Raw genomic sequence first — 22,275 nt, forward strand, 5'->3', positions numbered from 1 at the left:
CCGGGCACGTATTCGGACCGGGCACGTATGCGGACAGGGCGCGGATACGGATCCGGGCCGGGCGCGGACACCGCCCGGACGCGGATACGGCCACGCCCGCTTTACCCTGCGAGCTCCGTCGCGTACGGCGGGTCCGCGCCGGGGCGCGAACACGTGACCGCGGCCGCACGGGCCGCGAAGGTGAGGATGTCTGTCCACGCGGCCGGGTCGAGCGCCCCCACGGCCGGCGCGGACAGCGCGTCGTGCTCCGAAAGCCGGTGCAGCAGCGCCGCGTTCACCGTGTCGCCCGCACCGATCGTGTCGGCCACCCCCACCCGAACCGCCGGAACGCCCACATCGGCCCCGGAGCCCCGTGTCCGTACGGTCATCCCCTCCTCGCCCCGCGTCAGCACCACCGCCGCGGGACCGGCCGCCAGCCATTCCTCCACCGACCCGCCGAGCCACGCCGCGTCCTCCTGCGACACCTTGAGCAGCGTGACGTACGGCAGCCAGCTCCTGAAGCGGGCCCGGTAGCCGTCCCGATCCGGGATCAGGCCGGCCCGGATGTTCGGGTCGAGCAGGGTGAAGACCCCGCGCCCCGCCTCACGTCGCAGCAGCGCCTCGTACGCGCTCGCGCCCGGCTCCAGCACCAGGGAACAGGTCCCGAGCGCCAGGGCCCGTACACCGTCCGGGAGAGCCGAGGCGGGGAGCTCGAAGAGCCGGTCCGCCGTGCCCTGCGCGTAGAAGCCGTATCCGGCCGATCCGTCGGTGCCGACCGTCGCCACCGCCAGCGTCGTGGGCTCCGTACCGCGCTGCACCAGCGAGGTGTCCACCCCGGCTGTCCGCAAGCCGTCGAGCAGTGCCTCGCCGAAGCCGTCCGCCGAGATCCGGGAACAGAACGACGTACGGGAGCCGAGCCGCCCCAGGGCCACAGCGGTGTTGTACGGGCCCCCGCCGGGCCGCGGAGACAGGGGCGCCAGCGCGCCCGTCCCTTGCGGCACCAGGTCGATGAGGGACTCTCCGGCGACGACGATCACGGGCCCGAACGTAACCCATCACCGCCCGCCGGGACAGCCCCCGCGAGAGCCGCCGATGTCCGCCGGTATCGTCGGGTCTGTCATACGTACATCACATCCCCTGACCAGTGGAGAACGCATGTCCGGCCAGTCAGCCCCCCGCCGCACCGTGCTGAAGGGCGCAGTCCTCGCCGGCGCGGCCGGACTGGGGGTGGCGGCCTGCTCCACCGAGTCGAAGCTCGGCCACGCCAAGCCGCTGCCGTCCACGCCCGTGAACCTCGGGACGGCCGACGCGGTCCCGGTCGGGAGCGCCAAGCTCTACCGGGAGCAGCGGATCATCGTGAGCTGCCCGGCCGAGGGGAAGTACACGGCCTTCAGCGCGCAGTGCACGCACGCGGGCTGTGTCCTGGACAAGATCGTGGAGGGCGAAGGCAACTGCCCCTGTCACGGCAGCCGCTTCGACGTCACGACAGGTGAGGTCCTCCAGGGCCCGGCGACCGTGCCGCTGCCCGCCATCCCGGTCAGGGCCGAGGGCGGCGAACTCATCACCGGTACGGGCACAGGCAAGGACGCCGGCGCGGCTTCCGAGGGCCCGAACGCCTGACCCGGGCGGATCCGACCGCGCGGATCACTCCCAGTCCCAGTCGATCCCGAGGATCCCGGCCCGCACCCCCTGCTCCACCAGGTGCACCGTCCCGTGCCGGCCGCTCAGCGTGAGGTCCCCGCGGGCGCCGCGCGCCGCGCCCGCCGAGGTCTGTGTGAAGCGCCGGCACCGTACCGGAAGCGCTTGTTCGTCGAAGTGCACCTGGAGGACGTACTGGCCGCCGGTGAAGCGGAAGCCACGCACGTACTCACTGCTGGGGCCGGCTGTGCCGTCCTCGACCGAGTAACCGAAGAGGTACGTCTCTCCCGCCCGCAGCCGCGCGTCGAAGAGCAGCTCGGCCACGAGGACCCCCGATTCCTCGTCCCACCGCACACGGCCCGTTCGGCAGTTCTCCCGCGCCCGCACCACCACCCGGGAGGGGTCGCAGCCGGGGTCCCCGTGGTGGATGGCCAGGTACCGGTCGATGCCGTCGCGGTGGGCCCGTACGACATGCTGCGAATCGCGGCCGATCAGTTCCCGGCCCGCTCCGATCCGTACCCGCTCGTGATGGCCCACGGTGTGCAGCCCCCCGTCCGCCGGGAACTCCAGCTCGGAGAGCAGCGCTTCCAGGGCGTCCGAGGGCTCTACGAGGGCGCGGTACGAGCGCGAGGCGGGGCGCTCGGTTTCAATGTGCGTGCTCCCGGGGCCCAGCAGCCGGATCAGCGCGTCACCGGGCAGCCGCAACAGCTCTTCCAGCGCGCGTACGGCGCGCAGCGACTCGGGGCGCTGCGGGCGCCGCGCGCCCTGCTGCCAGTAACTGAGGCTTGTGACACCGACCTTGATGCCGCGGCCCGCCAGATGATGCTGTACGCGCTGCAAGGGCAGCCCGCGCGCGGCGAGGGCGGCACGCAGCGCCAGGTGGAACGGGCCGGTGCGCAGAGCCTGCTCCAGATCGGCCGCCGCGCCGGGGTCCGGTTCGCCGGGCGCCCGGCCTTCCGCGGCCCGGCCTCCCGGCGCCCGGCCGCCTGGCGCCCGGCCTCCTGGCGTCCGGCTGCCCGTCGGGAAGCGGCCTCCTGCCGCCTGCTGCGTGATCTGCGGCATGGGGAACCTCCAGTGAACGTTCACGGCGTGACCGGTGCGGCGCGCGCAGACGGGGCCGGTGGGCCAGGTCGGCGGAGCGAGGAATGTTCACTCATGGGTCGCACCGTTCACAGCGCTGTGTCACCCGCATTGAAGCGTGTTGACCTGCCCGCGACAACACCCTGATGCTCCTCAACAGCGTCCGGACGCGCTCCTCCACCCCCCCCCCCGCCTCGGGAGGAACGCGATGCGCAACCGAAAGAGACGGCTCTCCCCGGCCGTCGTGACCGCCGCAGTCCTGCTCTGCGTCCCCGCCACTACGACCAGCGCCATGGCAGCCACCACGGCCACCGCCACGGCCACCGGCAACGCCACCACGGCCGCCACCGCCACGGCCGTCACTGCCACCGACACCGCCGAGCCGTCGGCCGTGCTCGCCGCCAAGCGCCTCGACATCACGATGCAGGCCCAGCAGAAGACGAACTGGTGCTGGGCGGCCGGCGGCAACACCATCGCCGCCTGGTTCGGCAGGAACCACACCCAGAACCAGTTCTGCAACGCAGCCTTCGGCCGCCAGCAGGGCACCGAATGCCCCAACAGCCAGGCCACTCTCGGGAACGTCCAGAACGGCCTCGCATGGGCGGGCGTCAACCCCGGTACGTACGTGAGCGGCTGGCTCCGCTACCCGACCGTACAGACCGAGATCAACGCCGACCGCCCCATAGAGACCCGCATCCAGTGGCAGAGCGGTGGCGGTCACATGCACGTCGTCTACGGCTACGACACCGCGAACAGCTGGGTCTACTGGGGCGACCCCTGGGCCACCGGCGACCGCTACAACTGGGCGTCCCACAGCTGGTACGTCAACAACAACTCCTTCTCCTGGACCCACTCGCTCTACCGGACAGGGGCGTGACAGCGATGACCGCCGCACATGTCACCAGGGCCGCCGTCGCCGCGGCGGCCGCGACCCTCCTCCTGGGCCTCGCCCCGCTCGCCCGCGCCGACGTGAACCCGGTGCCTCCTGCCCCGGCGGCGCCCTCCGCCGAGCACCTGGCCGCCGCTCACAAGGCGGCCGCCGCACCCGCCGTCCGCGCCACCCTCGCGCGCTTCTTCGCCCGTGAGGCAGCCGTCACCGAGGCGGCGGCCGCCCCCCGTGTCGGCGACGCCACCGTGCCCGTCCACACGCTCGCCCCCGACTTCGTGGCGGGCCGCGAGGGCGCTCCGGTGGCGGAACTGGAGTACCTGGCGGGAACAGCCGTCTCCGCGGACGGGCAGAAGGCGTCGCTGTGGACCGTTCCCGGGAACGGCCCGGACGGCTCCTGGCAGGTGGTGAACATCGCCACAGGCGACGACGAGGCGCGCTTCGCCGCGAAGGGCGCCCGCACGCTCCCGGGAGGCACCGTTTTCCGCGAGCCGCAGATCGACGCCTGGTACGTGCAGCGCCACGCGCGCGTGCTGCCCCTGGACGAGGACGCCGTACGCGCGGTGGGCGCCGGCGGCACCACGCTCGCCGCCTACCGGGACCGCGTCCGGAAGGCGTACGGCGACAAGCTCCCCGGCTCGGCGTACGCGAAGAAGGGCGGCGCCGGCGGTTACGGTGCGCCGGCGCCGGCAGCCACCGGTTCCGGCGCCGCCGCGTCTTCCGCCGAACCGTCGCCCGTCGCCCCTGTGGCCGCGGGCGCCGGGGGACTCGCCGCCCTGGCCCTGGCCGCGACGGCACTGCGGATGCGCCGCCGCACGGCTCCGGGCGGCTAGCGAAGCGGGGGCGGGAGGCCGAGTGCCCCCCGCCCCCGCACCGGGCCCCTGCCGGGCGTCCCGGCACCCGCGCGTCCGGGCCCCGGCCGCACCCGCGTTGTCACCGCCCGCAAGTAGGGTGTGTGGCATGGCAGACCCCTCCAGCTACCGCCCCAAGCCGGGACAGATCCCCGACTCGCCGGGGGTCTACAAATTCCGCGACGAGCACCGCCGGGTGATCTACGTCGGGAAGGCGAAGAGCCTGCGCCCGCGCCTGTCCTCGTACTTCCAGGACCTGGCCAATCTCCACCCGCGTACCCGCACCATGGTCACCACGGCCGCGTCCGTCGAGTGGACGGTGGTCTCCACCGAGGTGGAGGCGCTCCAGCTGGAGTACTCCTGGATCAAGGAGTTCGACCCCCGCTTCAACGTCAAGTACCGGGACGACAAGAGCTATCCGTCTCTCGCCGTGACGCTCAACGAGGAGTTCCCGAGGGTCCAGGTCATGCGCGGCCCCAAGAAGAAGGGCGTGCGCTACTTCGGTCCGTACGGTCACGCCTGGGCCATCCGCGAGACCGTCGACCTGATGCTCCGCGTCTTCCCCGTACGCACCTGCTCGGCCGGCGTCTTCAAGAACGCCGCCAGGACCGGCCGGCCCTGCCTCCTCGGCTACATCGGCAAGTGCTCCGCCCCCTGTGTGGGCCGCGTCACGCCCGGCGAGCACCGGGAACTGGCCGAGGAGTTCTGCGACTTCATGGCCGGCCGCACGGGCCAGTACCTCAAGCGCATCGAGCAGCAGATGCACGAGGCCGCCGAGGACATGGAGTACGAGAGGGCCGCCCGCCTGCGCGACGACATAGGGGCGCTGCGCCGCGCCCTGGAGAAGAACACGGTGGTGTTCAACGACGCCACCGACGCCGACCTGATCGCTCTCGCCGAGGACGAGCTGGAAGCCGCCGTGCAGATCTTCCACGTACGCGGCGGACGGGTGCGCGGCCAGCGCGGCTGGGTCACCGACAAGGTCGAGGCCGTCGACACGGCCGGCCTCGTCGAGCACGCCCTCCAGCAGCTGTACGGCGAGGAGCAGGGCGACGCGGTGCCCAAGGAGGTCCTCGTCCCGGCCATGCCCGAGGACGCCCCGGCGGTCTCCCAGTGGCTCGCGGAGCGGCGCGGGGCGAACGTGTCGCTGCGCATCCCGCAGCGCGGCGACAAGAAGGACCTCATGGCGACGGTCCAGCGCAACGCCCAGCAGGCCCTCGTCCTGCACAAGACCAAGCGCGCGTCCGACCTGACCACCCGTTCCCGCGCCCTGGAGGAGATCGCGGAGGCGCTCGGCCTGGACTCCGCCCCACTGCGCATCGAGTGCTTCGACATCTCCCACCTCCAGGGCGACGACGTGGTGGCCTCCATGGTCGTCTTCGAGGACGGGCTGCCGCGCAAGAGCGAGTACCGCCGCTTCCAGATCAAGACCTTCGAGGGCCAGGACGACGTCCGGTCCATGCACGAGGTGCTCACCCGCCGCTTCCGACGCTATCTCCAGGAGAAGGAGAGGACGGGGGAGTGGATCCAGGAGAACGGGGCCACGGAGGTGTCCGCCGAGCCGGACCCGAACGGGGAGGACGACGGCAGGCCCAAGCGTTTCGCGTACCCGCCGCAGCTCGTCGTCGTCGACGGCGGACAGCCCCAGGTGGCCGCCGCCCAGCGCGCCCTCGACGAGCTGGGCATCGACGACATCGCCGTCTGCGGCCTCGCCAAGCGGCTCGAAGAGGTCTGGGTGCCCGGCGAGGACGACCCGGTCGTCCTGCCCCGCACCAGCGAGGGCCTCTATCTGCTCCAGCGCGTCCGTGACACGGCTCACGACTTCGCCATCCGCTACCAGCGCACCAAGCGCGCCAAGCGCTTCAGGGCGGGCCCGCTGGACGAGGTGCCCGGCCTCGGTGAGACGCGCAAGCATGCCCTGATCAAGCACTTCGGTTCGGTGAAGAAGCTCCGGTCCGCGACAATCGACCAGATCTGCGAGGTTCCGGGGATAGGCCGGAAGACGGCCGAGACGGTCGCCGGGTTCCTCGCACAAGCGGCACCCGCCGCACCCGCCGTGAACACGGCGACAGGAGAGATCATTGAGTACGACGAGGACACCGCGAACGCCGCGGAAGCCGCGGCGGTCTCGCCCGCGGTCTCCCCGTCGGATCGGGGGCAGCAGGAATGACTGAGCACCACGGAGACGGAGCAGACGTGAGTACGGGCACCACCGGGGACAACGGGGATACCGGCCAGAACGGCCTCAGCGGGAACAACGGCAACAACGGCGACGCGGCCGAGCAGCCCATCCCCGAGCTGGTGATCATCTCGGGCATGTCGGGAGCGGGCCGCAGCACCGCCGCGAAGTGCCTCGAAGACCTCGGCTGGTTCGTCGTCGACAACCTGCCGCCCGCGCTGATCCCCACCATGGTGGAGCTCGGCGCCCGCTCGCAGGGCAACGTCGCCCGTATCGCCGTCGTGGTCGACGTCCGGGGCCGGCGCTTCTTCGACAACCTCCGCGAGTCCCTGGCCGACCTGGACGCCAAGGAGGTCACCCGGCGGATCGTCTTCCTGGAGTCCTCCGACGACGCCCTCGTGCGGCGTTTCGAATCCGTACGCCGCCCCCACCCGCTCCAGGGCGACGGCCGGATCACCGACGGCATCGCGGCCGAGCGCGACCTCCTGCGCGAGCTGCGCGGCGACGCCGACCTGGTCATCGACACCTCCAGCCTCAACGTCCACGAGCTGCGCGCCAAGATGGACGCCCAGTTCGCGGGCGACGACGAGCCGCAGCTGCGCGCCACGGTCATGTCGTTCGGCTACAAGTACGGCCTGCCGGTCGACGCCGACCTCGTCGTCGACTGCCGCTTCCTGCCGAACCCGCACTGGGTCCCGGAGCTGCGCCCCTTCACCGGCCTCAACGAAGAGGTCTCCGGGTACGTCTTCAACCAGCCGGGCGCCAAGGAGTTCCTCGACCAGTACACCGAGCTGCTCCAGCTCATCGCGGCCGGTTACCGCCGTGAGGGCAAGCGCTACGTCACCATCGCCGTCGGCTGTACGGGCGGCAAGCACCGCAGTGTCGCCATGTCGGAGAAGCTGGCCGCCCGGCTGTCCTCCGCGGGCGTGGAGACCGTCCTCGTCCACCGGGACATGGGGCGCGAGTGACCGGACGCAACTTCCGCCTGCGGCGGCTGCGCGGCAATGACGCCGCGCGGCCGCAGCGCAAGCGCGGCGCCCAGCCCAAGGTGGTCGCTCTCGGCGGCGGCATGGGGCTTTCCGCGTCGCTCACGGCGCTGCGGCGCATCACCGGCGACCTGACCGCCGTGGTCACGGTCGCCGACGACGGCGGCTCCAGCGGGCGGCTGCGCGACGAGCTGGGCGTTCTGCCCCCGGGTGACCTGCGCAAGGCGCTCGCGGCGCTGTGCGGGGACGACGACTGGGGCCAGACCTGGTCACGCGTCATCCAGCACCGCTTCTCCAGCCGGGGCGACCTGCACGACCACGCCGTCGGCAATCTGCTGATCGTCGCCCTGTGGGAGCAGCTCGGGGACCACGTCCAGGCCCTGGACCTGGTCGGCCGGCTCCTCGGAGCGCACGGCCGGGTGCTGCCCATGTCCGCCGTGCCCCTGGAGCTCCAGGCGCTCGTACGGGGGCACGACCCTCTGCGGCCGGACGACGTGGACACGGTCCGCGGCCAGGCCACCGTGGCGCTCACCCCCGGTGAGGTGCAGTCCGTACACCTCGTCCCGCAGGGCCCGCCGGCCGTCCCCGAGGCTGTCGCCGCCGTGCTCGACGCGGACTGGGTGGTGCTCGGTCCCGGCTCCTGGTTCTCCTCGGTGATTCCGCACCTCCTGGTGCCCGAGCTGCTCGACGCGCTCGTCGAGACGAAGGCCCGCCGGGTCCTGTCGCTCAACCTCGCGCCGCAACCCGGAGAAACCGATGGGTTCTCTCCGCAGCGTCATTTGGAGGTTTTGGGACGACACGCCCCTAAACTCGCCCTGGACGTGGTGTTGGCCGACGAGGCTGCCGTGCCCGATCGCGAGTCCCTCGCCGATGCCGCCAAGCGGCTCGGAGCCGCGGTCGAGCTGGCGCCGGTCGCCGCGCCCGATGGCTCCCCGAAGCACGACCCGGAGCTGTTGGCCGCCGCGTACGACCGTATTTTTCGGATGCATGGAAGGATCGGCCCATGGCGATGACGGCAGCGGTGAAGGACGAAATCTCCCGGCTTCCCGTCACCCGGACCTGCTGCAGGAAGGCGGAGGTCTCGGCGATTCTTCGGTTCGCGGGCGGGCTGCACCTGGTGAGCGGCCGGATTGTGATCGAGGCGGAGCTGGACGTGAGCTTCGCGGCCCGCAGGCTCAAGAAGGACATCCTGGAGATTTTCGGGCACCACTCCGAGCTGGTGGTGATGGCGCCGAGCGGTCTGCGACGCGGCTCCCGTTACCTCGTACGGGTGGTCGCGGGCGGCGACCAGCTGGCACGCCAGACCGGGCTGGTCGACGGCCGCGGCCGCCCCATCCGCGGTCTGCCCCCGCAGGTCGTCTCCGGCGCCACGTGTGACGCCGAGGCCGCCTGGCGTGGCGCGTTCCTCGCGCACGGCTCGCTCACCGAGCCCGGCCGTTCGTCCTCGCTGGAGGTCACCTGTCCGGGCCCCGAGGCCGCCCTCGCCCTCGTCGGCGCCGCCCGCAGACTCTCCATCGGCGCCAAGGCGCGCGAGGTGCGCGGCGTGGACCGTGTCGTCGTACGGGACGGAGACGCCATTGGCGCGCTGCTGACCCGCCTCGGCGCGCACGAGTCGGTGCTGGCCTGGGAGGAGCGGCGGATGCGCCGCGAGGTCCGCGCCACCGCGAACCGCCTCGCCAACTTCGACGACGCCAACCTGCGCCGCTCCGCGCGGGCCGCGGTCGCCGCGGGTGCCCGGGTCGGACGCGCGCTGGAGATCCTCGGCGAGGAGGTGCCCGAGCACCTCGCCGCCGCCGGACGGCTGCGCATGGACCACAAGCAGGCATCCCTGGAGGAGCTGGGCGCGCTGGCCGACCCGCCGCTCACGAAGGACGCCGTGGCGGGCCGTATCCGCCGCCTGCTCGCCATGGCCGACAAGCGGGCCCAGGACCTCGGCATCCCCGGCACGGAGTCCACGATCACCGAGGAGATGGCCGACGGCCTGGTCGGCTGATCCGCCTCACCCGCGCGACTCGTTTCCGCCGTCGGTGCCTCCCGGGAGGCACCGACGGCGATTTCGTGTACCCCTGTAGGCGCTATTGACATGACCATGGACTGTCATGAGCCTGTCGTCTGTTCACTTACGTGGCAGGCAACAGCAAGGGGGGCTCATGAGACGCAGAGCGAGATCGATCCTCGCAGCGGGCGCGTTACTGATCGGCGGCGCGACGGTGGCACCTGCCGCCCAGGCCGAGGGGCCGCGCGCGGGCGGAGCCGAGGCAGGCACCGACGCCGTCAAGGTGTTCAGCGCGGACGTCACGAAGGAGCAGATACCCCTGCTCCTGGCGGCCGGCCAGGACGCCCACGAGATGGGCGAACGCGCACCCGAGAAGGGCACGGCGCGCGTCGAGCTGTTCCTCACCGACGCACAGGCCCGGGAACTGGCCGCCAAGGGCGTCAGGAACCTCGCCGAGCGCAAGGTCTCCGCGAAGACGGAATCCCGTATCGCCGCCGCCGGGGACGACGTCTACCGCCCGTACAGCGGCAAGGGCAATCTCCAGGAGGAGATCGTCAGGACCGGTCACGCCCACCCGGACCTGACCAAGGTCGTCTCCCTCGGCAAGACCGTCCAGGGCAAGGACATCCTCGCCCTCAAGGTCAGCAAGGGCGCGAAGAAGACCAAGGACGGCGCCAAGCCCTCCGTGCTGTACCTGTCCAACCAGCACGCCCGTGAGTGGATCACCCCGGAGATGACGCGGCGGCTGATGCACCACTACCTGGACCGGTACGGCAAGGACCGCCGCATCACGAAGATCGTGGACTCCACCGAGCTCTGGTTCGTGCTCTCCGCCAACCCGGACGGATACGACTGGACCCACGACCCGGCCGGCGACCGCCTCTGGCGCAAGAACATGCGCGACACCGACGCGGACGGCAAGTACACCGCGAGCGACGGCGTCGACCTCAACCGCAACTTCGCCTACAAGTGGGGCTACGACAACGAGGGTTCGTCGCCCAACCCCGCAAGCTCCACGTACCGCGGCGCTTCCCCCATGTCCGAGCCCGAGACCCGGGCGCTGGACCGCCTCCAGAAGCGCATCGGTTTCGAGTACGGCATCAACTACCACTCCGCCGCCGAACTGATCCTCTACGGAGTCGGCTGGCAGGTCGCGACGCCCACCCCGGACGACGTGCTCTACAAGGCGCTCGCGGGAACGCCCGAAAAGCCGGCCGTTCCCGGGTACTACCCGCAGGTCTCCTCCGAGCTCTACACCACCAACGGCGAGGCCGACGGACACGCGGCCAACGTCAACGGCACGATGATGTTCACCCCCGAGATGACCACCTGCCAGACGGCGTCGAACATCGACCCCGACGACCGGTGGAAGCCCGAGGACTGCCAGTCCGGGTTCAACTTCCCCGACGACGAGAAGCTGATCCAGGCGGAGTTCGCCAAGAACGTCCCCTTCGCGCTCTCCGTCGCGGAGACCGCCGCGCACCCCGACCGGCCGTCCTCGGCCGTCGGCATGGAGGCACCCGACTTCACCGTCGACCCCTTCACGACGTCGTACGCGCGGTGGGCCGACCAGGAAATCTCCGTCACCGCCCGTAAGTCGGTGCGCGACAAGGAGCTCAGGTACCGCGTCAACGGCGGCCGCGTCCACGACCAGAAGCTGCGCCCCTGGAAGGGCGGCGAGACCTTCGGCGGCGAGGACAACCTGCACTTCGACGAGTACCGCGCCAAGGTCCAGGACGGCGACGTCGGCGACAAGGTCGAGGTCTGGTTCACCGGGCGCACCAAGGCCGGCGAACGCGTCTCCAGCGAGCACTTCACGTACACCCTCGCCGACCGCCCCAGGGCGGACGTCCTGGTGATCGCCGAGGAAGGGGCCCCCGCACATCACACCCGGACCTACGTCGACGCGCTCGCGACCACCGGACACAGGGCCGCCGTGTGGGACGTCGCCACCCAGGGCGCCCCGCACGCCCTCGGCGTGCTCTCCCACTTCCGTACGGTCGTCCACTACACCGGCGCGAAGGCCCCCACCGGCCCCACCCAGCTCGCCCTGCGCGCCTTCCTCAACGAGGGCGGCAAACTCCTGGAGGCCGGTGAACTCACGGGCGGCAACGCGGTGGTGGGCCGCGCCTCGACGAACGACTTCAGCCAGTACTACCTCGGTGCCTACGGACGGAGCAGCGCGCCCGGAGCCACCGCTTTCAGCGGCCTCGGCCCGCTGGCCGGTACGGCCGGTCCGCTGGCCGGCGCGCCCGGCAACCCGCTGGACGCCCCGGGAGCGTACATCTCCACGTCGTCGGTGCTGCCGGCCGCGCAGTTCCCCCAGTTCGCCAGTGAGCAGGCGGGCCGCTACACCGGCGCCGTCAACCCGTACGCCCCGTACGCCGGTCAGGGCATGGCGGCCGCGACCCACGAGGACAACGACTGGAAGCGGCTCACCAGGACCTTCGACCTCACCGCGGTGAGCGCCGCCGACAAACCGGAGCTGCGCCTCGCCCTGAACTGGAACACCGAGGCCGATTACGACCACGCCGTCATGGAGGCCCGCACCGACGGCGGCGAGGACTGGACGACGCTGCCGGAGGCGGGCGGCGCCACCACCGCCACCGTCCCGGCGGAGTGCGAGCAGGGCTACCTGCTCAGCGGTCACCCGTTCCTGAGGCACTACCTGACCCAGGAGTCCGACGCCTGCAAGGCCACCGGCACCTCCGGGGCGTGGAACAGCTTCACCGGCTCCTCCGGCGGCTGGAAGCAGCTCTCCTTCGACCTGAGCGCCTACGCGGGCAAGAAGGTCGAGCTCTCGCTCAGCAGCATCACCGACCCGGGCTCCGGCGGCCGCGGTGTCTTCGCGGACGACGCACGGCTCGTCGTGGGCGGCGCGGAGAAGGAGACGGAGGGCTTCGAGACGTCGCTCGGCACCTGGACGGTGCCCGGCGCACCGGCGGGCAGCCCCGCCGTGGCGGGCGACTGGACCCGCACGGGAGAGCTCTTCGTCCCGTACGGCGCGATCACGACCGGCGACACCGTGCTCCTCGGCTTCGGCCTGGAGCAGGTACCCGGCGCGGTCGAGCGGGCGGAGCTGCTCGGCAGGGTGCTGGGTGTCCTGCACGACTGACGTGCCCGGCGTCCCGCACGACTGACACCGCAGGTCCCGGCGCCGGGACCGGCGGGTCCGGCGGTCCGTATTCCCTACTGGGGAGTAGGGGCCGCCGGGCCGTTTCCGGCCCCGCTCGATGTCACCCGCGGGGCCACGTAGAGGTAGGGTCGGAAGCGGTCGGGGACATCCCATACATCTCGCCGGCGTCGAAACCCGGCGTACCAACGAGGAGATCGGTTTCGTGACGATCCGCGTAGGCATCAACGGCTTCGGCCGCATCGGGCGCAACTACTTCCGGGCGCTGCTGGAGCAGGGTGCGGACATCGAGATCGTGGCTGTCAACGACCTGGGTGACACTGCGACCACGGCACACCTTCTGAAGTACGACACCATCCTCGGCCGCCTCAAGGCCGAGGTCTCGCACACGGCGGACACCATCACCGTCGACGACCACACCATCAAGGTGCTCTCCGAGCGCAACCCGGCGGACATCCCCTGGGGCGACCTCGGCGTCGACGTCGTGATCGAGTCCACCGGCATCTTCACCAAGAAGGCGGATGCCGAGAAGCACCTCGCCGGTGGCGCGAAGAAGGTCCTCATCTCGGCTCCGGCCAAGGGCGAGGACATCACCATCGTGATGGGCGTCAACCAGGACAAGTACGACGCGGCCAACCACCACGTCATCTCCAACGCGTCCTGCACCACGAACTGTGTGGCGCCGATGGCCAAGGTTCTCGACGAGAACTTCGGCATCGTCAAGGGCCTGATGACCACGGTGCACGCGTACACCAACGATCAGCGCATCCTGGACTTCCCGCACTCCGACCTGCGCCGTGCCCGCGCCGCCGCCGAGAACATCATCCCGACCACCACGGGCGCCGCCAAGGCGACCGCGCTGGTCCTGCCGCAGCTCAAGGGCAAGCTCGACGGCATCGCGATGCGCGTCCCGGTCCCGACCGGCTCGGTCACCGACCTGGTCATCACGCTGGAGCGCGAGGTTACCAAGGACGAGATCAACGCGGCCTTCCAGAAGGCCGCCGAGGGCGAGCTCAAGGGCATCGTCGAGTACACGGTCGACCCGATCGTGTCCTCCGACATCGTCAACGAGCCCGCTTCCTGCACCTTCGACTCGTCGCTGACCATGGCCGAGGGCAACCAGGTCAAGGTCATCGGCTGGTACGACAACGAGTGGGGCTACTCCAACCGCCTCGTCGACCTCACGGTCTTCGTCGGCAGCCAGCTCTGACCCGTACGGCAGGCACCTCGATGTGAGCACACGGTCCGGGCAGCGCAACGCGGCGCTGCCCGGGCCTTGTCACGTGTTTTGTGTCCCAAGGAGTCCAGGAAACAGATGAAGACGATCGACGAACTTCTCGCCGAAGGGGTCGCCGGCAAGCGGGTATTCGTCCGCGCCGACCTCAATGTGCCGCTCGAAGGCACCACCATCACCGACGACGGCCGTATCCGCGCCGTCCAGCCGACGATCGAGAAGCTCGCCGCCGCGGGTGCCCGGGTCGTCGTCGCGTCGCACCTCGGCCGCCCCAAGGGTGCCCCGGACCCGGCCTTCTCGCTGGCCCCCGCCGCCGCGCGCCTCGGTGAACTCCTCAAGACCGACGTCGCCTTCGCGACCGACACGGTCGGCGAGTCCGCCAGGGCCGTCGTCGCCGGCCTGGCCGACGGCGAGGTCGCCGTCATCGAGAACCTGCGCTTCAACGCCGGTGAGACCTCGAAGGACGACGCCGAGCGCGGCGCCTTCGCGGACCAGCTGGCCCAGCTCGCCGACGTGTACGTCGGCGACGGCTTCGGCGCCGTGCACCGCAAGCACGCGTCGGTCTTCGACCTCCCGGCCCGCCTGCCGCACGCCGCCGGCGGCCTCATCGCCACCGAGGTCGGCGTCCTGAAGAAGCTCACCGAGGAAGTCGAGCGGCCGTACGTCGTCGTCCTCGGCGGTGCCAAGGTCTCCGACAAGCTCGGCGTGATCGACCACCTGCTGGAGAAGGCCGACCGCATCCTGGTCGGCGGCGGCATGGCGTACACCTTCCTCAAGGCCCAGGGCCACGAGGTCGGCATCTCGCTGCTCCAGGAGGACCAGGTCCCCACGGTCCTGGAGTACCTGAAGCGCGCCAAGGAGAAGGGCGTGGAGTTCGTGCTCCCCGTCGACGTCCTGGTCTCCGCGGAGTTCCCGGACCTCAAGACGAAGGCTCCGGCCAACCCGACGACGGTCGCCGCGGACGCCATCCCGGCCGACCAGGAGGGTCTGGACATCGGTCCCGAGACCCGCAAGCTGTACGCATCGAAGCTCGCCGACGCGGCCACCGTCTTCTGGAACGGTCCGATGGGCGTCTTCGAGCACCCCGACTACGCCGAGGGCACCAAAGCGGTCGCCCAGGCCCTCGTCGACAGCCCGGCCTTCACCGTGGTCGGCGGTGGCGACTCCGCCGCCGCGGTCCGCATCCTGGGCTTCGACGAGAACGCATTCGGCCACATCTCGACCGGTGGCGGCGCCAGCCTCGAATACCTCGAGGGCAAGACGCTTCCCGGCCTCGCCGCACTGGAGGACTGACCCTCAATGACTGCTCCTACCCAAGGGCGCACCCCGCTGATGGCGGGCAACTGGAAGATGAACCTCAACCACCTCGAGGCCATCGCGCACACCCAGAAGCTCGCCTTCGCGCTCGCCGACAAGGACTACGACGCCGTAGAGGTCGCGGTCCTGCCCCCCTTCACGGACCTGCGGTCCGTGCAGACGCTGGTGGACGGCGACAAGCTCAAGATCAAGTACGGCGCCCAGGACGTCTCCGCGCACGAGTCCGGTGCCTACACCGGTGAGATCTCGGGCGCGATGCTCGCCAAGCTCAAGTGCACGTACGTCGCCGTCGGGCACTCCGAGCGCCGGCAGTACCACAATGAGAGCGACGAGCTCTGCAACGCCAAGGTCAAGGCCGCGTACAAGCACGGCCTGACCCCGATCCTGTGCGTCGGCGAGGGCCTGGACATCCGCAAGGCGGGCAACCAGGTCGCTTACACCCTCGCTCAGCTCGACGGTGGCCTGAAGGACATCCCGGCCGAGCAGGCCGAGTCCATCGTGATCGCGTACGAGCCGGTGTGGGCCATCGGCACCGGCGAGGTCGCCACGCCCGAGGACGCGCAGGAGGTCTGCGGGGCGATCCGCGGGCGTCTCGCGGAGCTGTACTCGCAGGAGCTGGCCGACAAGGTCCGCATCCAGTACGGCGGCTCGGTCAAGTCCGGGAACGTCGCCGCGATCATGGCGCAGCCGGACGTCGACGGGGCCCTGGTGGGCGGCGCGGCGCTGGACGCGGACGAGTTCGTCAAGATCGTCCGGTTCCGCGACCAGTGAGTAGGCCGTAGGGCCGATCCGTCGTACCCTGGCGGGGGCCGTGGTGGCTGCGCAGCAGCTGTCCGGCCCCCGTTGTCCGTCTCCGAAGTCCGAAGTCCGAGGAAGTTGGTCCAGCCGTGGTTATGGGGTTCTCGATCGCCCTGATCGTCTTCAGCCTGCTGCTGATGCTGCTGGTTCTGATGCACAAGGGGAAGGGCGGCGGTCTCTCCGACATGTTCGGTGGCGGCATGCAGTCCTCCGTCGGTGGGTCCTCGGTCGCCGAGCGCAACCTCGACCGCATCACGGTGGTAATCGGTCTGATGTGGTTTGCCTGCATTATCGTGCTCGGTCTGCTGATGAAGCTGGACAGCTGACCCGTCGTCCGGTACGGAGGCGGGTACGCGGCTTATCATGGGGCCCGCGGCTCGCTCGCGGTGGTAACTCCGGTTACTGGACGCGCGTTGGGCCCTACGTAAAACTGGGGCGCTCGCGGCTGAGCTGTTTGACGACTCCGCGGCGGTAGCCGCTGATTGATGCCGTGCAGCACCATCACGCAGGGAGTTACGACCGTGGCAAGTGGCAACGCGATCCGGGGAAGCCGGGTCGGAGCGGGGCCGATGGGCGAGGCTGAGCGCGGCGAGTCCGCGCCCCGCCTCCGCATCTCCTTCTGGTGCTCGAACGGGCACGAGACGCAGCCGAGCTTCGCCAGTGACGCTCAGGTCCCGGACACCTGGGACTGCCCGCGCTGCGGGTTCCCGGCCGGACAGGACCGGGACAATCCGCCGGCTCCGCCGCGCACCGAGCCGTACAAGACGCACCTGGCGTACGTACGGGAACGGCGCAGCGACGCGGACGGCGAGGCGATTCTCGCCGAGGCGCTCGCGAAACTGCGCGGCGAAATCTAGGCTCACGATCCGGCCGGACACCTTCGGGTGACCGGCCGGACCGCGTTTACGGGTGCCTTCCCCGCCGGCGTCCGGATTCCGCTCCCGACTTCGCCCCGGATGCCGTCCGGGCACCTTCCCCGAGCCCGCTCGGACGCCGTCCGGATGCCGCCGCGGGCCGATTGTCAGTGGCACCGCCTACGGTCTGGAAAGACAGCGGACCGAGGGGGAGTTGTGGCGACGAGCGAGGACACGGCCGCCGGGCAGGCACCGACGGACGTGCGGGCTCCGGCCTGGCGCGGGGGGTTCGGACGGCTGTGGACAGCGGCTGTCGTCTCGAAGTTCGGCGATTCGCTGCGCACGGCCGCGATGCCGCTGCTGGCCGCCTCGCTGACCTCCGACCCGGTGCTGGTGGCGCTGGTGACGGCGTGCGGTTATCTGCCGTGGCTGCTGTTCGGGCTGCTCGGCGGCGCGGTGGCGGACCGGGTCGACCAGCGCCGGGCCATGTGGGCCGTGGATCTGGTGCGGGCGGTCCTGATGGCCGCGTTCGCGGTGGCGGTAGCCCTGGGCCACGCCTCCATCGCGCTGCTGATCGCGCTCGCCTTCGCGCTCACCACCCTCCAGACGCTCTTCGACAACGCGGCCACGGCCCTGCTGCCCTCGCTGGTGCCCAAGGCCGCGCTCGGCAGTGCCAATGCCCGGCTGCTGACCGGGCAGCAGATCGCGGGCGGCTTCCTGGCGGCGCCGCTGGTGCCGGTGCTGCTGCTCGCGGGCGCCGCCGTTCCGTACGCCGCGGACGCCGCGACGTACGTCCTGGGGGCCGTGCTGATCGCCTCGCTGCGGGTGACGGCGCCCGAGCAGGCGCCGAGACCGGCCGGCAGCACACTGCGCGGGGACATCGCCGAGGGCCTGCGGCAGCTGTGGCGCGACCGGGTGCTGCGCGGGATCTGCGTCGCCACCACGCTCTGCAACATCGGGATGGCGGCGCTCATCGCCACCCTGGTCCTCCACGTCACCGGCTGGCTCGACGCCGGCCAGGGCGGTTACGCGGCGGCCATCATGGCGTACGGCGTGGGCAGCGTGGCGGGCGGGCTGCTGGCCGCGAGGCTTTCCACGCGCCTGGGGCGGGTGCGCAGTGTGTTCACGGCCGGTGCCGTGCAGATCGGCTGCCTGGTCGCGATGGGCCTGGTCCGCGAGGTGTGGGTGACGATCGCGGCGATGGCGCTGTTCGGACTCATGGGGCTGGTGTGGAACACGAATCAGGTGACGCTGATGCAGGAGCGCAGCCCGGCGGCCATGCTGGGGCGCGTCGGGTCGGCGTTCCGTACGCTCGCGGTCGCCGGCGCACCGCTCGGTGCGCTGCTGGGCGGCGCGGCGGCGGCCACCTGGGGGCTGAACGCCCCCGCCCTGCTGGCGGCGGCGCTCTTCGCGGCGGCCATAGCATCGCTGGCCGCTCTGATCAATTAGGTTGGAGGAGCAGCGGGGCATGCACGCAGGTACGAGAAGAAGTGGGCTGATGTCCGGATGAACGCAGAAGGCCGTACGAGGCTCAATCAGATGCCCGAGTGGGCCGCGCTCGCGAAGCACCGCGAGCAGCTTGGCCAGACGCATCTGCGAGAACTGTTCGCAGCCGACCCGGAGCGGGGCGCCGGGTACACGCTCAGGGTCGGCGACCTCCATCTCGACTACTCCAAGCACCTGGTGACGGACGAGACACTGGGGCTGCTGCGCGAACTGGCCGGAGCGGCCGGGGTCGCGGAGCTGCGGGACGCCATGTTCCGCGGCGAGAAGATCAACACCACCGAGGACCGGGCGGTGCTGCACACCGCCCTGCGGGCCCCGCTCGACGCGGTGATCGAGGTCGACGGGGAGAACGTGGTCCCCGTCGTGCACGAGGTGCTCGACAAGATGGCCGCCTTCGCCGACCGGGTGAGGTCCGGGCAGTGGACGGGCCACACCGGAAAGCGCATCAAGAACATCGTCAACGTCGGCATCGGCGGATCCGACCTCGGGCCCGCCATGGCCTACGAGGCGCTGCGCTCGTTCACCGACCGGGACCTCACGGTCCGCTTCGTGTCGAACGTGGACGGGGCGGATCTGCACGAGGCCGTGCGGGACTTGGACGCGGCCGAGACGCTGTTCGTCATCGCGTCCAAGACGTTCACGACGATCGAGACCATCACCAACGCCACATCGGCGCGGAACTGGCTGCTCACGAACCTGCGCGCGGACAACGACGCCGTCGCCAAGCACTTCGTCGCGCTGTCCACCAACGCCGAGAAGGTCGCCGACTTCGGCATCGACACCGCCAACATGTTCGAGTTCTGGGACTGGGTCGGCGGTCGCTACTCGTACGACTCGGCCATCGGCCTGTCGCTGATGATCGCCATCGGCCCGGACCGCTTCCGCGAGATGCTCGACGGCTTCCACCTCGTCGACGAGCACTTCCGCACCGCGCCCGCCGCCGAGAACGCGCCGCTGCTCCTCGGCCTGCTGGGCGTCTGGTACGGCGCGTTCTTCGACGCGCAGGCACACGCGGTGCTGCCGTACTCGCACTACCTCAGCAAGTTCACGGCGTACCTCCAGCAGCTGGACATGGAGTCCAACGGCAAGTCCGTGGACCGCGAGGGCAATCCGGTCGACTGGCAGACGGGCCCCGTCGTCTGGGGCACGCCGGGCACCAACGGTCAGCACGCCTACTACCAGTTGCTGCACCAGGGCACGAAGATGATCCCCGCGGACTTCATCGGGTTCGCCCGCCCGGTCGCCGATCTGCTGCCCGGCCTGGAGGCCCAGCACGACCTGCTCATGGCGAACTTCTTCGCACAGACGCAGGCGCTGGCCTTCGGCAAGACGCCCGAGGAGGTGCGCGCGGAAGGGGTGGCGGAGGACCTGGTGCCGCACAAGACGTTCCGCGGCAACCACCCGACGACGACGATCCTCGCGGACGAACTCACACCCTCCGTGCTGGGCCAGTTGATCGCGCTGTACGAGCACAAGGTGTTCGTCCAGGGCGCCGTCTGGGACATCGACTCGTTCGACCAGTGGGGCGTCGAGCTCGGCAAGGTCCTCGCGAAGAAGATCGAGCCGGTACTGACCGGGACGGTGACATCGACCGCCGGCGCGGCGGGTGGTGGCGGCGACCGGCTGGACAGCTCGACGGCCACCCTGGCGGCCAAGTACCGCGCACTGCGCGGTCGCTGAGACGACGGACGGGGAGGCCGGGGACGATGACCGGGGGGACGGGGAACGTGCGGCTCAGGCCGCCGAACAACTCGCTCGACCGGCGGGTCGTCGGCTGGTGGCGGGCCCAGTGCCTGCTGCTGACCGCGGTGCCGGCTGCCGTACCGGCCGTGGTGGGCGCTTTCGTGGCGCCCGCACGGCCGTGGCTGCTGCTTGCCGCCGGCGTGGTCGCGGTCCTCGGACTGGCCTGCACGGTGTTCCTGCCGCTGTGGTGGTTCCGGGTACACCGCTGGGAGGTCACGGACGACGCGGTGTACGTACGCACCGGCTACTTCTGGCAGGAGTGGCGGATCGCGCCGATGTCGCGGATCCAGACCGTCGACACCATACGCGGCCCGCTGGAACAGGCGTGGGGACTCGCCACGGTCATCGTCACCACCGCGTCGTCCAAGGGGGCGGTGAAGATCGAAGGGCTCGACCACGAGCTGGCCGCCCGGCTCGCCGAGCAGCTGACCCTGATCACACGGGCCACGCCCGGGGACGCGACGTGAACGTTCCCGCGGGCCCGCCGCCTTCGGGAGGCGGCTCGGCGGACGGGACGCGGCCCGCCAGCGGCGACGGCTGGCGGCGGCTCGCCCCGCGCACTGTCCTGGTCGCCGCTCTCGTCATGGCGGGCGTCGCGACGGGCGCGGGGCTGCCCGCCTTCATCGGGCTGGCGGGCGGCAGGCCGGTGTGGCAGGCGTTCGCCTGGGTGCTCGGCGGAGCCGCGCTGCTGGTGGTGGGCGGCTCCGCGCTCGACTACGTCCGGTGGCGCCGGACGCGCTACCGCATCGGCGCCGACCGCGCCGAACTCCACACCGGCCTGCTGCTGGTCAAGCGCCGTTCGCTGGCGCGCGAGCGCATCCGCAGCGTCGACCTGACGGCGGATGTGCTGCTGCGGGTCCTCGGGCTGGTGAAGGTCCGTATCGGTACGGGCGAGAACACCGGCGCCGGCGAGTCGACCCTCGAACTGGACGCCGTCACGCGCGAAGAGGGCGAACGGCTGCGCAGGGAACTGCTGGACCGGGTGGCGGCAACCGCCGTGCCGGGCGCCCACCGTGAGGGCGAACTGGCGGTGCTCGACCCCGCCTGGATCAGATACGCCCCGGTGTCCTTCGTCGCCCCGGCGCTCGGAGGCGCCGCGGTGGGCGCGCTGCTCCAGGTCAGCGACTGGTTCGGCGCGCAGGGGAAGGTGATCGGCTGGGTGCGGGACCGGTTCCTGGACACACCGGTGGTCTGGGTGATCGTGGCGCTTGTCGCGGGGGCGTGCGCGGCGGGAGTGGTGGGGGCGCTCGGTCTGTGGATCGAGATGTGGTGGAACTACCGGCTGGAGCGGGAGCCCGGCGGCACGCTGCGGGTCCGCCGTGGCCTGTTCACCACGCGGTCCCTCTCCATCGAGGAGCGCAGGCTGCGGGGTCTGGAGCTGGTCGAGCCGCTCGGCGTACGGACCATGGGCGCCGCGCGGGTGGACGCGGTCGCCACCGGACTGGCCGCGGGGGAGGACAGCGGCCACGCGGATCACAGGACGCTCCTGCCGGCCGCGCCCCGGGATACGGCGGAGGCCGTGGCGGCGTACATCCTGCGCGAGGCCGCCTCGCCGACGCGCACGGCCCGCCTCACGCCGCACCCGCCCGCCGCGCGCACGCGCCGGCTGCGCTGGGCGGTGGGCGCGGCGCTGGCCCCGGTGCTTGTTCTCGCCCTTCTCGGTGTCCTGCTGACCGACGTCCTGCTGTACGTCGCGGCGGGGTGCGCGGTGGTGGTGCTGCCGGTGGCCGTGCTGCTGGGCAGGGACGCGTACCGGAGCCTGGGGCACGGCATGAGCGGCGGGTACCTGGTGGCGCGGTCGGGGTCGGTCCGGCGTGCGACGGTCGCGTTGCAGCGCGGCGGGGTGATCGGCTGGACGGTCAAGCAGTCCGTCTTCCAGCGCCGGGCCGGGCTGGTCACGCTCACCGCGACCACCGCCGCCGGGGCCGGGGCGTACTCCGTCTACGACGCCGGGGAGAGTGAGGGGCTGGGCTTCGCCGACGACGCGGTGCCGGGGCTGCTGGGCCCGTTCCTGGACCGCCGCGCGGAGGGCTGACCACGCGTAGCCCTGCCAAACCTTCCCCACGCCCGCCCCTTCCGGTGGTGGGCCTGGGCC

Annotated in this window: 19 protein-coding genes; 17 read left to right on the forward strand and 2 right to left on the reverse strand. The window is 71.3% G+C overall.

Annotated features, from left to right (window positions below):
* Window positions 1-101 precede the first annotated feature (101 nt).
* Window positions 102-1,016, reverse strand: a complete 915-nt coding sequence (locus tag AS594_RS25995; RefSeq protein WP_069929282.1) for a carbohydrate kinase family protein — start codon at window positions 1,014-1,016, stop codon at window positions 102-104.
* A 118-nt stretch (window positions 1,017-1,134) separates the two neighbouring features.
* Here AS594_RS25995 and AS594_RS26000 point away from each other — a divergent pair, with 118 nt between their 5' ends.
* Window positions 1,135-1,599 (forward strand): Rieske (2Fe-2S) protein, encoded by a 465-nt coding sequence (locus tag AS594_RS26000; protein WP_069929283.1) that lies wholly within the window; start codon window positions 1,135-1,137, stop codon window positions 1,597-1,599.
* Between the two features lie 24 nt (window positions 1,600-1,623).
* Here AS594_RS26000 and AS594_RS26005 read toward each other — a convergent pair whose 3' ends face one another.
* Window positions 1,624-2,679, reverse strand: coding sequence for a hypothetical protein (locus AS594_RS26005; protein ID WP_240509093.1), 1,056 nt, complete (start codon window positions 2,677-2,679; stop codon window positions 1,624-1,626).
* A gap of 226 nt (window positions 2,680-2,905) precedes the next feature.
* Between AS594_RS26005 and AS594_RS26010 the strand changes: the two genes are divergently transcribed.
* From AS594_RS26010 to AS594_RS26085, 16 genes are all read left to right on the forward strand, one after another.
* Window positions 2,906-3,574 (forward strand): papain-like cysteine protease family protein, encoded by a 669-nt coding sequence (locus tag AS594_RS26010; RefSeq protein ID WP_069929284.1) that lies wholly within the window; start codon window positions 2,906-2,908, stop codon window positions 3,572-3,574.
* A 5-nt stretch (window positions 3,575-3,579) separates the two neighbouring features.
* Entirely contained in the window at window positions 3,580-4,416 is an 837-nt protein-coding gene (locus tag AS594_RS26015; protein WP_069929285.1) for a hypothetical protein, read from the forward strand.
* A 127-nt stretch (window positions 4,417-4,543) separates the two neighbouring features.
* Complete coding sequence (gene uvrC / locus AS594_RS26020; protein ID WP_069929286.1) at window positions 4,544-6,604, forward strand: excinuclease ABC subunit UvrC; 2,061 nt, start codon at window positions 4,544-4,546, stop codon at window positions 6,602-6,604.
* Window positions 6,601-7,581 (forward strand): RNase adapter RapZ, encoded by a 981-nt coding sequence (rapZ, locus tag AS594_RS26025; protein ID WP_069929287.1) that lies wholly within the window; start codon window positions 6,601-6,603, stop codon window positions 7,579-7,581. The genes uvrC and rapZ overlap by 4 nt, the downstream gene beginning before the upstream one ends.
* Window positions 7,578-8,612 carry a gluconeogenesis factor YvcK family protein gene (locus AS594_RS26030; protein ID WP_069929288.1) on the forward strand — a complete coding sequence of 345 codons (1,035 nt, stop codon included), beginning with the start codon at window positions 7,578-7,580 and terminating at the stop codon, window positions 8,610-8,612. Before rapZ ends, AS594_RS26030 begins: the two co-directional genes overlap by 4 nt.
* Window positions 8,603-9,592, forward strand: a complete 990-nt coding sequence (gene whiA, locus AS594_RS26035; RefSeq protein ID WP_028813910.1) for a DNA-binding protein WhiA — start codon at window positions 8,603-8,605, stop codon at window positions 9,590-9,592. Before AS594_RS26030 ends, whiA begins: the two co-directional genes overlap by 10 nt.
* Window positions 9,593-9,749: 157 nt before the next feature.
* Window positions 9,750-12,710, forward strand: coding sequence for a M14 family metallopeptidase (locus AS594_RS26040; protein ID WP_069929289.1), 2,961 nt, complete (start codon window positions 9,750-9,752; stop codon window positions 12,708-12,710).
* A gap of 223 nt (window positions 12,711-12,933) precedes the next feature.
* Window positions 12,934-13,938, forward strand: a complete 1,005-nt coding sequence (gene gap, locus AS594_RS26045; RefSeq protein ID WP_069929290.1) for a type I glyceraldehyde-3-phosphate dehydrogenase — start codon at window positions 12,934-12,936, stop codon at window positions 13,936-13,938.
* Window positions 13,939-14,043: 105 nt separating this feature from the next.
* Window positions 14,044-15,255, forward strand: a complete 1,212-nt coding sequence (locus AS594_RS26050; RefSeq protein WP_069929291.1) for a phosphoglycerate kinase — start codon at window positions 14,044-14,046, stop codon at window positions 15,253-15,255.
* Between the two features lie 6 nt (window positions 15,256-15,261).
* Window positions 15,262-16,050: a triose-phosphate isomerase gene (tpiA, locus tag AS594_RS26055; RefSeq protein WP_069929292.1), complete on the forward strand. Its 789-nt coding sequence runs from the start codon at window positions 15,262-15,264 to the stop codon at window positions 16,048-16,050.
* A gap of 122 nt (window positions 16,051-16,172) precedes the next feature.
* Window positions 16,173-16,403: a preprotein translocase subunit SecG gene (gene secG / locus AS594_RS26060; protein WP_069929293.1), complete on the forward strand. Its 231-nt coding sequence runs from the start codon at window positions 16,173-16,175 to the stop codon at window positions 16,401-16,403.
* Window positions 16,404-16,598: 195 nt separating this feature from the next.
* Window positions 16,599-16,934: an RNA polymerase-binding protein RbpA gene (locus tag AS594_RS26065; RefSeq protein WP_010352468.1), complete on the forward strand. Its 336-nt coding sequence runs from the start codon at window positions 16,599-16,601 to the stop codon at window positions 16,932-16,934.
* A 213-nt stretch (window positions 16,935-17,147) separates the two neighbouring features.
* Window positions 17,148-18,380: an MFS transporter gene (locus AS594_RS26070; protein WP_069929294.1), complete on the forward strand. Its 1,233-nt coding sequence runs from the start codon at window positions 17,148-17,150 to the stop codon at window positions 18,378-18,380.
* Window positions 18,381-18,437: 57 nt separating this feature from the next.
* Window positions 18,438-20,117, forward strand: a complete 1,680-nt coding sequence (pgi, locus tag AS594_RS26075; RefSeq protein WP_069929295.1) for a glucose-6-phosphate isomerase — start codon at window positions 18,438-18,440, stop codon at window positions 20,115-20,117.
* 26 nt (window positions 20,118-20,143) lie between these two features.
* Window positions 20,144-20,647 carry a PH domain-containing protein gene (locus AS594_RS26080; RefSeq protein ID WP_069929296.1) on the forward strand — a complete coding sequence of 168 codons (504 nt, stop codon included), beginning with the start codon at window positions 20,144-20,146 and terminating at the stop codon, window positions 20,645-20,647.
* The gene (locus AS594_RS26085) at window positions 20,644-22,215 is read left to right on the forward strand and encodes a PH domain-containing protein (protein ID WP_420877840.1); all 1,572 of its coding nucleotides are present in this window, start codon (window positions 20,644-20,646) and stop codon (window positions 22,213-22,215) included. Before AS594_RS26080 ends, AS594_RS26085 begins: the two co-directional genes overlap by 4 nt.
* The last annotated feature ends 60 nt before the right edge of the window (window positions 22,216-22,275 follow it).

The sequence above is a fragment of the Streptomyces agglomeratus genome, from assembly GCF_001746415.1.
Lineage (GTDB): Bacteria > Actinomycetota > Actinomycetes > Streptomycetales > Streptomycetaceae > Streptomyces > Streptomyces agglomeratus.

What these genes read in the sequence shown, in the direction of transcription:
- AS594_RS26000 (WP_069929283.1), top strand. Translation starts at nt 1,135, where the DNA reads ATGTCCGGCCAGTCAGCCCCCCGCCGCACCGTGCTGAAGGGCGCAGTC.
- AS594_RS26005 (WP_240509093.1), bottom strand. Translation starts at nt 2,679, where the DNA reads ATGCCGCAGATCACGCAGCAGGCGGCAGGAGGCCGCTTCCCGACGGGC.
- AS594_RS26010 (WP_069929284.1), top strand. Translation starts at nt 2,906, where the DNA reads ATGCGCAACCGAAAGAGACGGCTCTCCCCGGCCGTCGTGACCGCCGCA.
- AS594_RS26015 (WP_069929285.1), top strand. Translation starts at nt 3,580, where the DNA reads ATGACCGCCGCACATGTCACCAGGGCCGCCGTCGCCGCGGCGGCCGCG.
- uvrC (WP_069929286.1), top strand. Translation starts at nt 4,544, where the DNA reads ATGGCAGACCCCTCCAGCTACCGCCCCAAGCCGGGACAGATCCCCGAC.
- rapZ (WP_069929287.1), top strand. Translation starts at nt 6,601, where the DNA reads ATGACTGAGCACCACGGAGACGGAGCAGACGTGAGTACGGGCACCACC.
- whiA (WP_028813910.1), top strand. Translation starts at nt 8,603, where the DNA reads ATGGCGATGACGGCAGCGGTGAAGGACGAAATCTCCCGGCTTCCCGTC.
- AS594_RS26040 (WP_069929289.1), top strand. Translation starts at nt 9,750, where the DNA reads ATGAGACGCAGAGCGAGATCGATCCTCGCAGCGGGCGCGTTACTGATC.
- AS594_RS26050 (WP_069929291.1), top strand. Translation starts at nt 14,044, where the DNA reads ATGAAGACGATCGACGAACTTCTCGCCGAAGGGGTCGCCGGCAAGCGG.
- tpiA (WP_069929292.1), top strand. Translation starts at nt 15,262, where the DNA reads ATGACTGCTCCTACCCAAGGGCGCACCCCGCTGATGGCGGGCAACTGG.
- secG (WP_069929293.1), top strand. Translation starts at nt 16,173, where the DNA reads ATGGGGTTCTCGATCGCCCTGATCGTCTTCAGCCTGCTGCTGATGCTG.
- pgi (WP_069929295.1), top strand. Translation starts at nt 18,438, where the DNA reads ATGAACGCAGAAGGCCGTACGAGGCTCAATCAGATGCCCGAGTGGGCC.
- AS594_RS26080 (WP_069929296.1), top strand. Translation starts at nt 20,144, where the DNA reads ATGACCGGGGGGACGGGGAACGTGCGGCTCAGGCCGCCGAACAACTCG.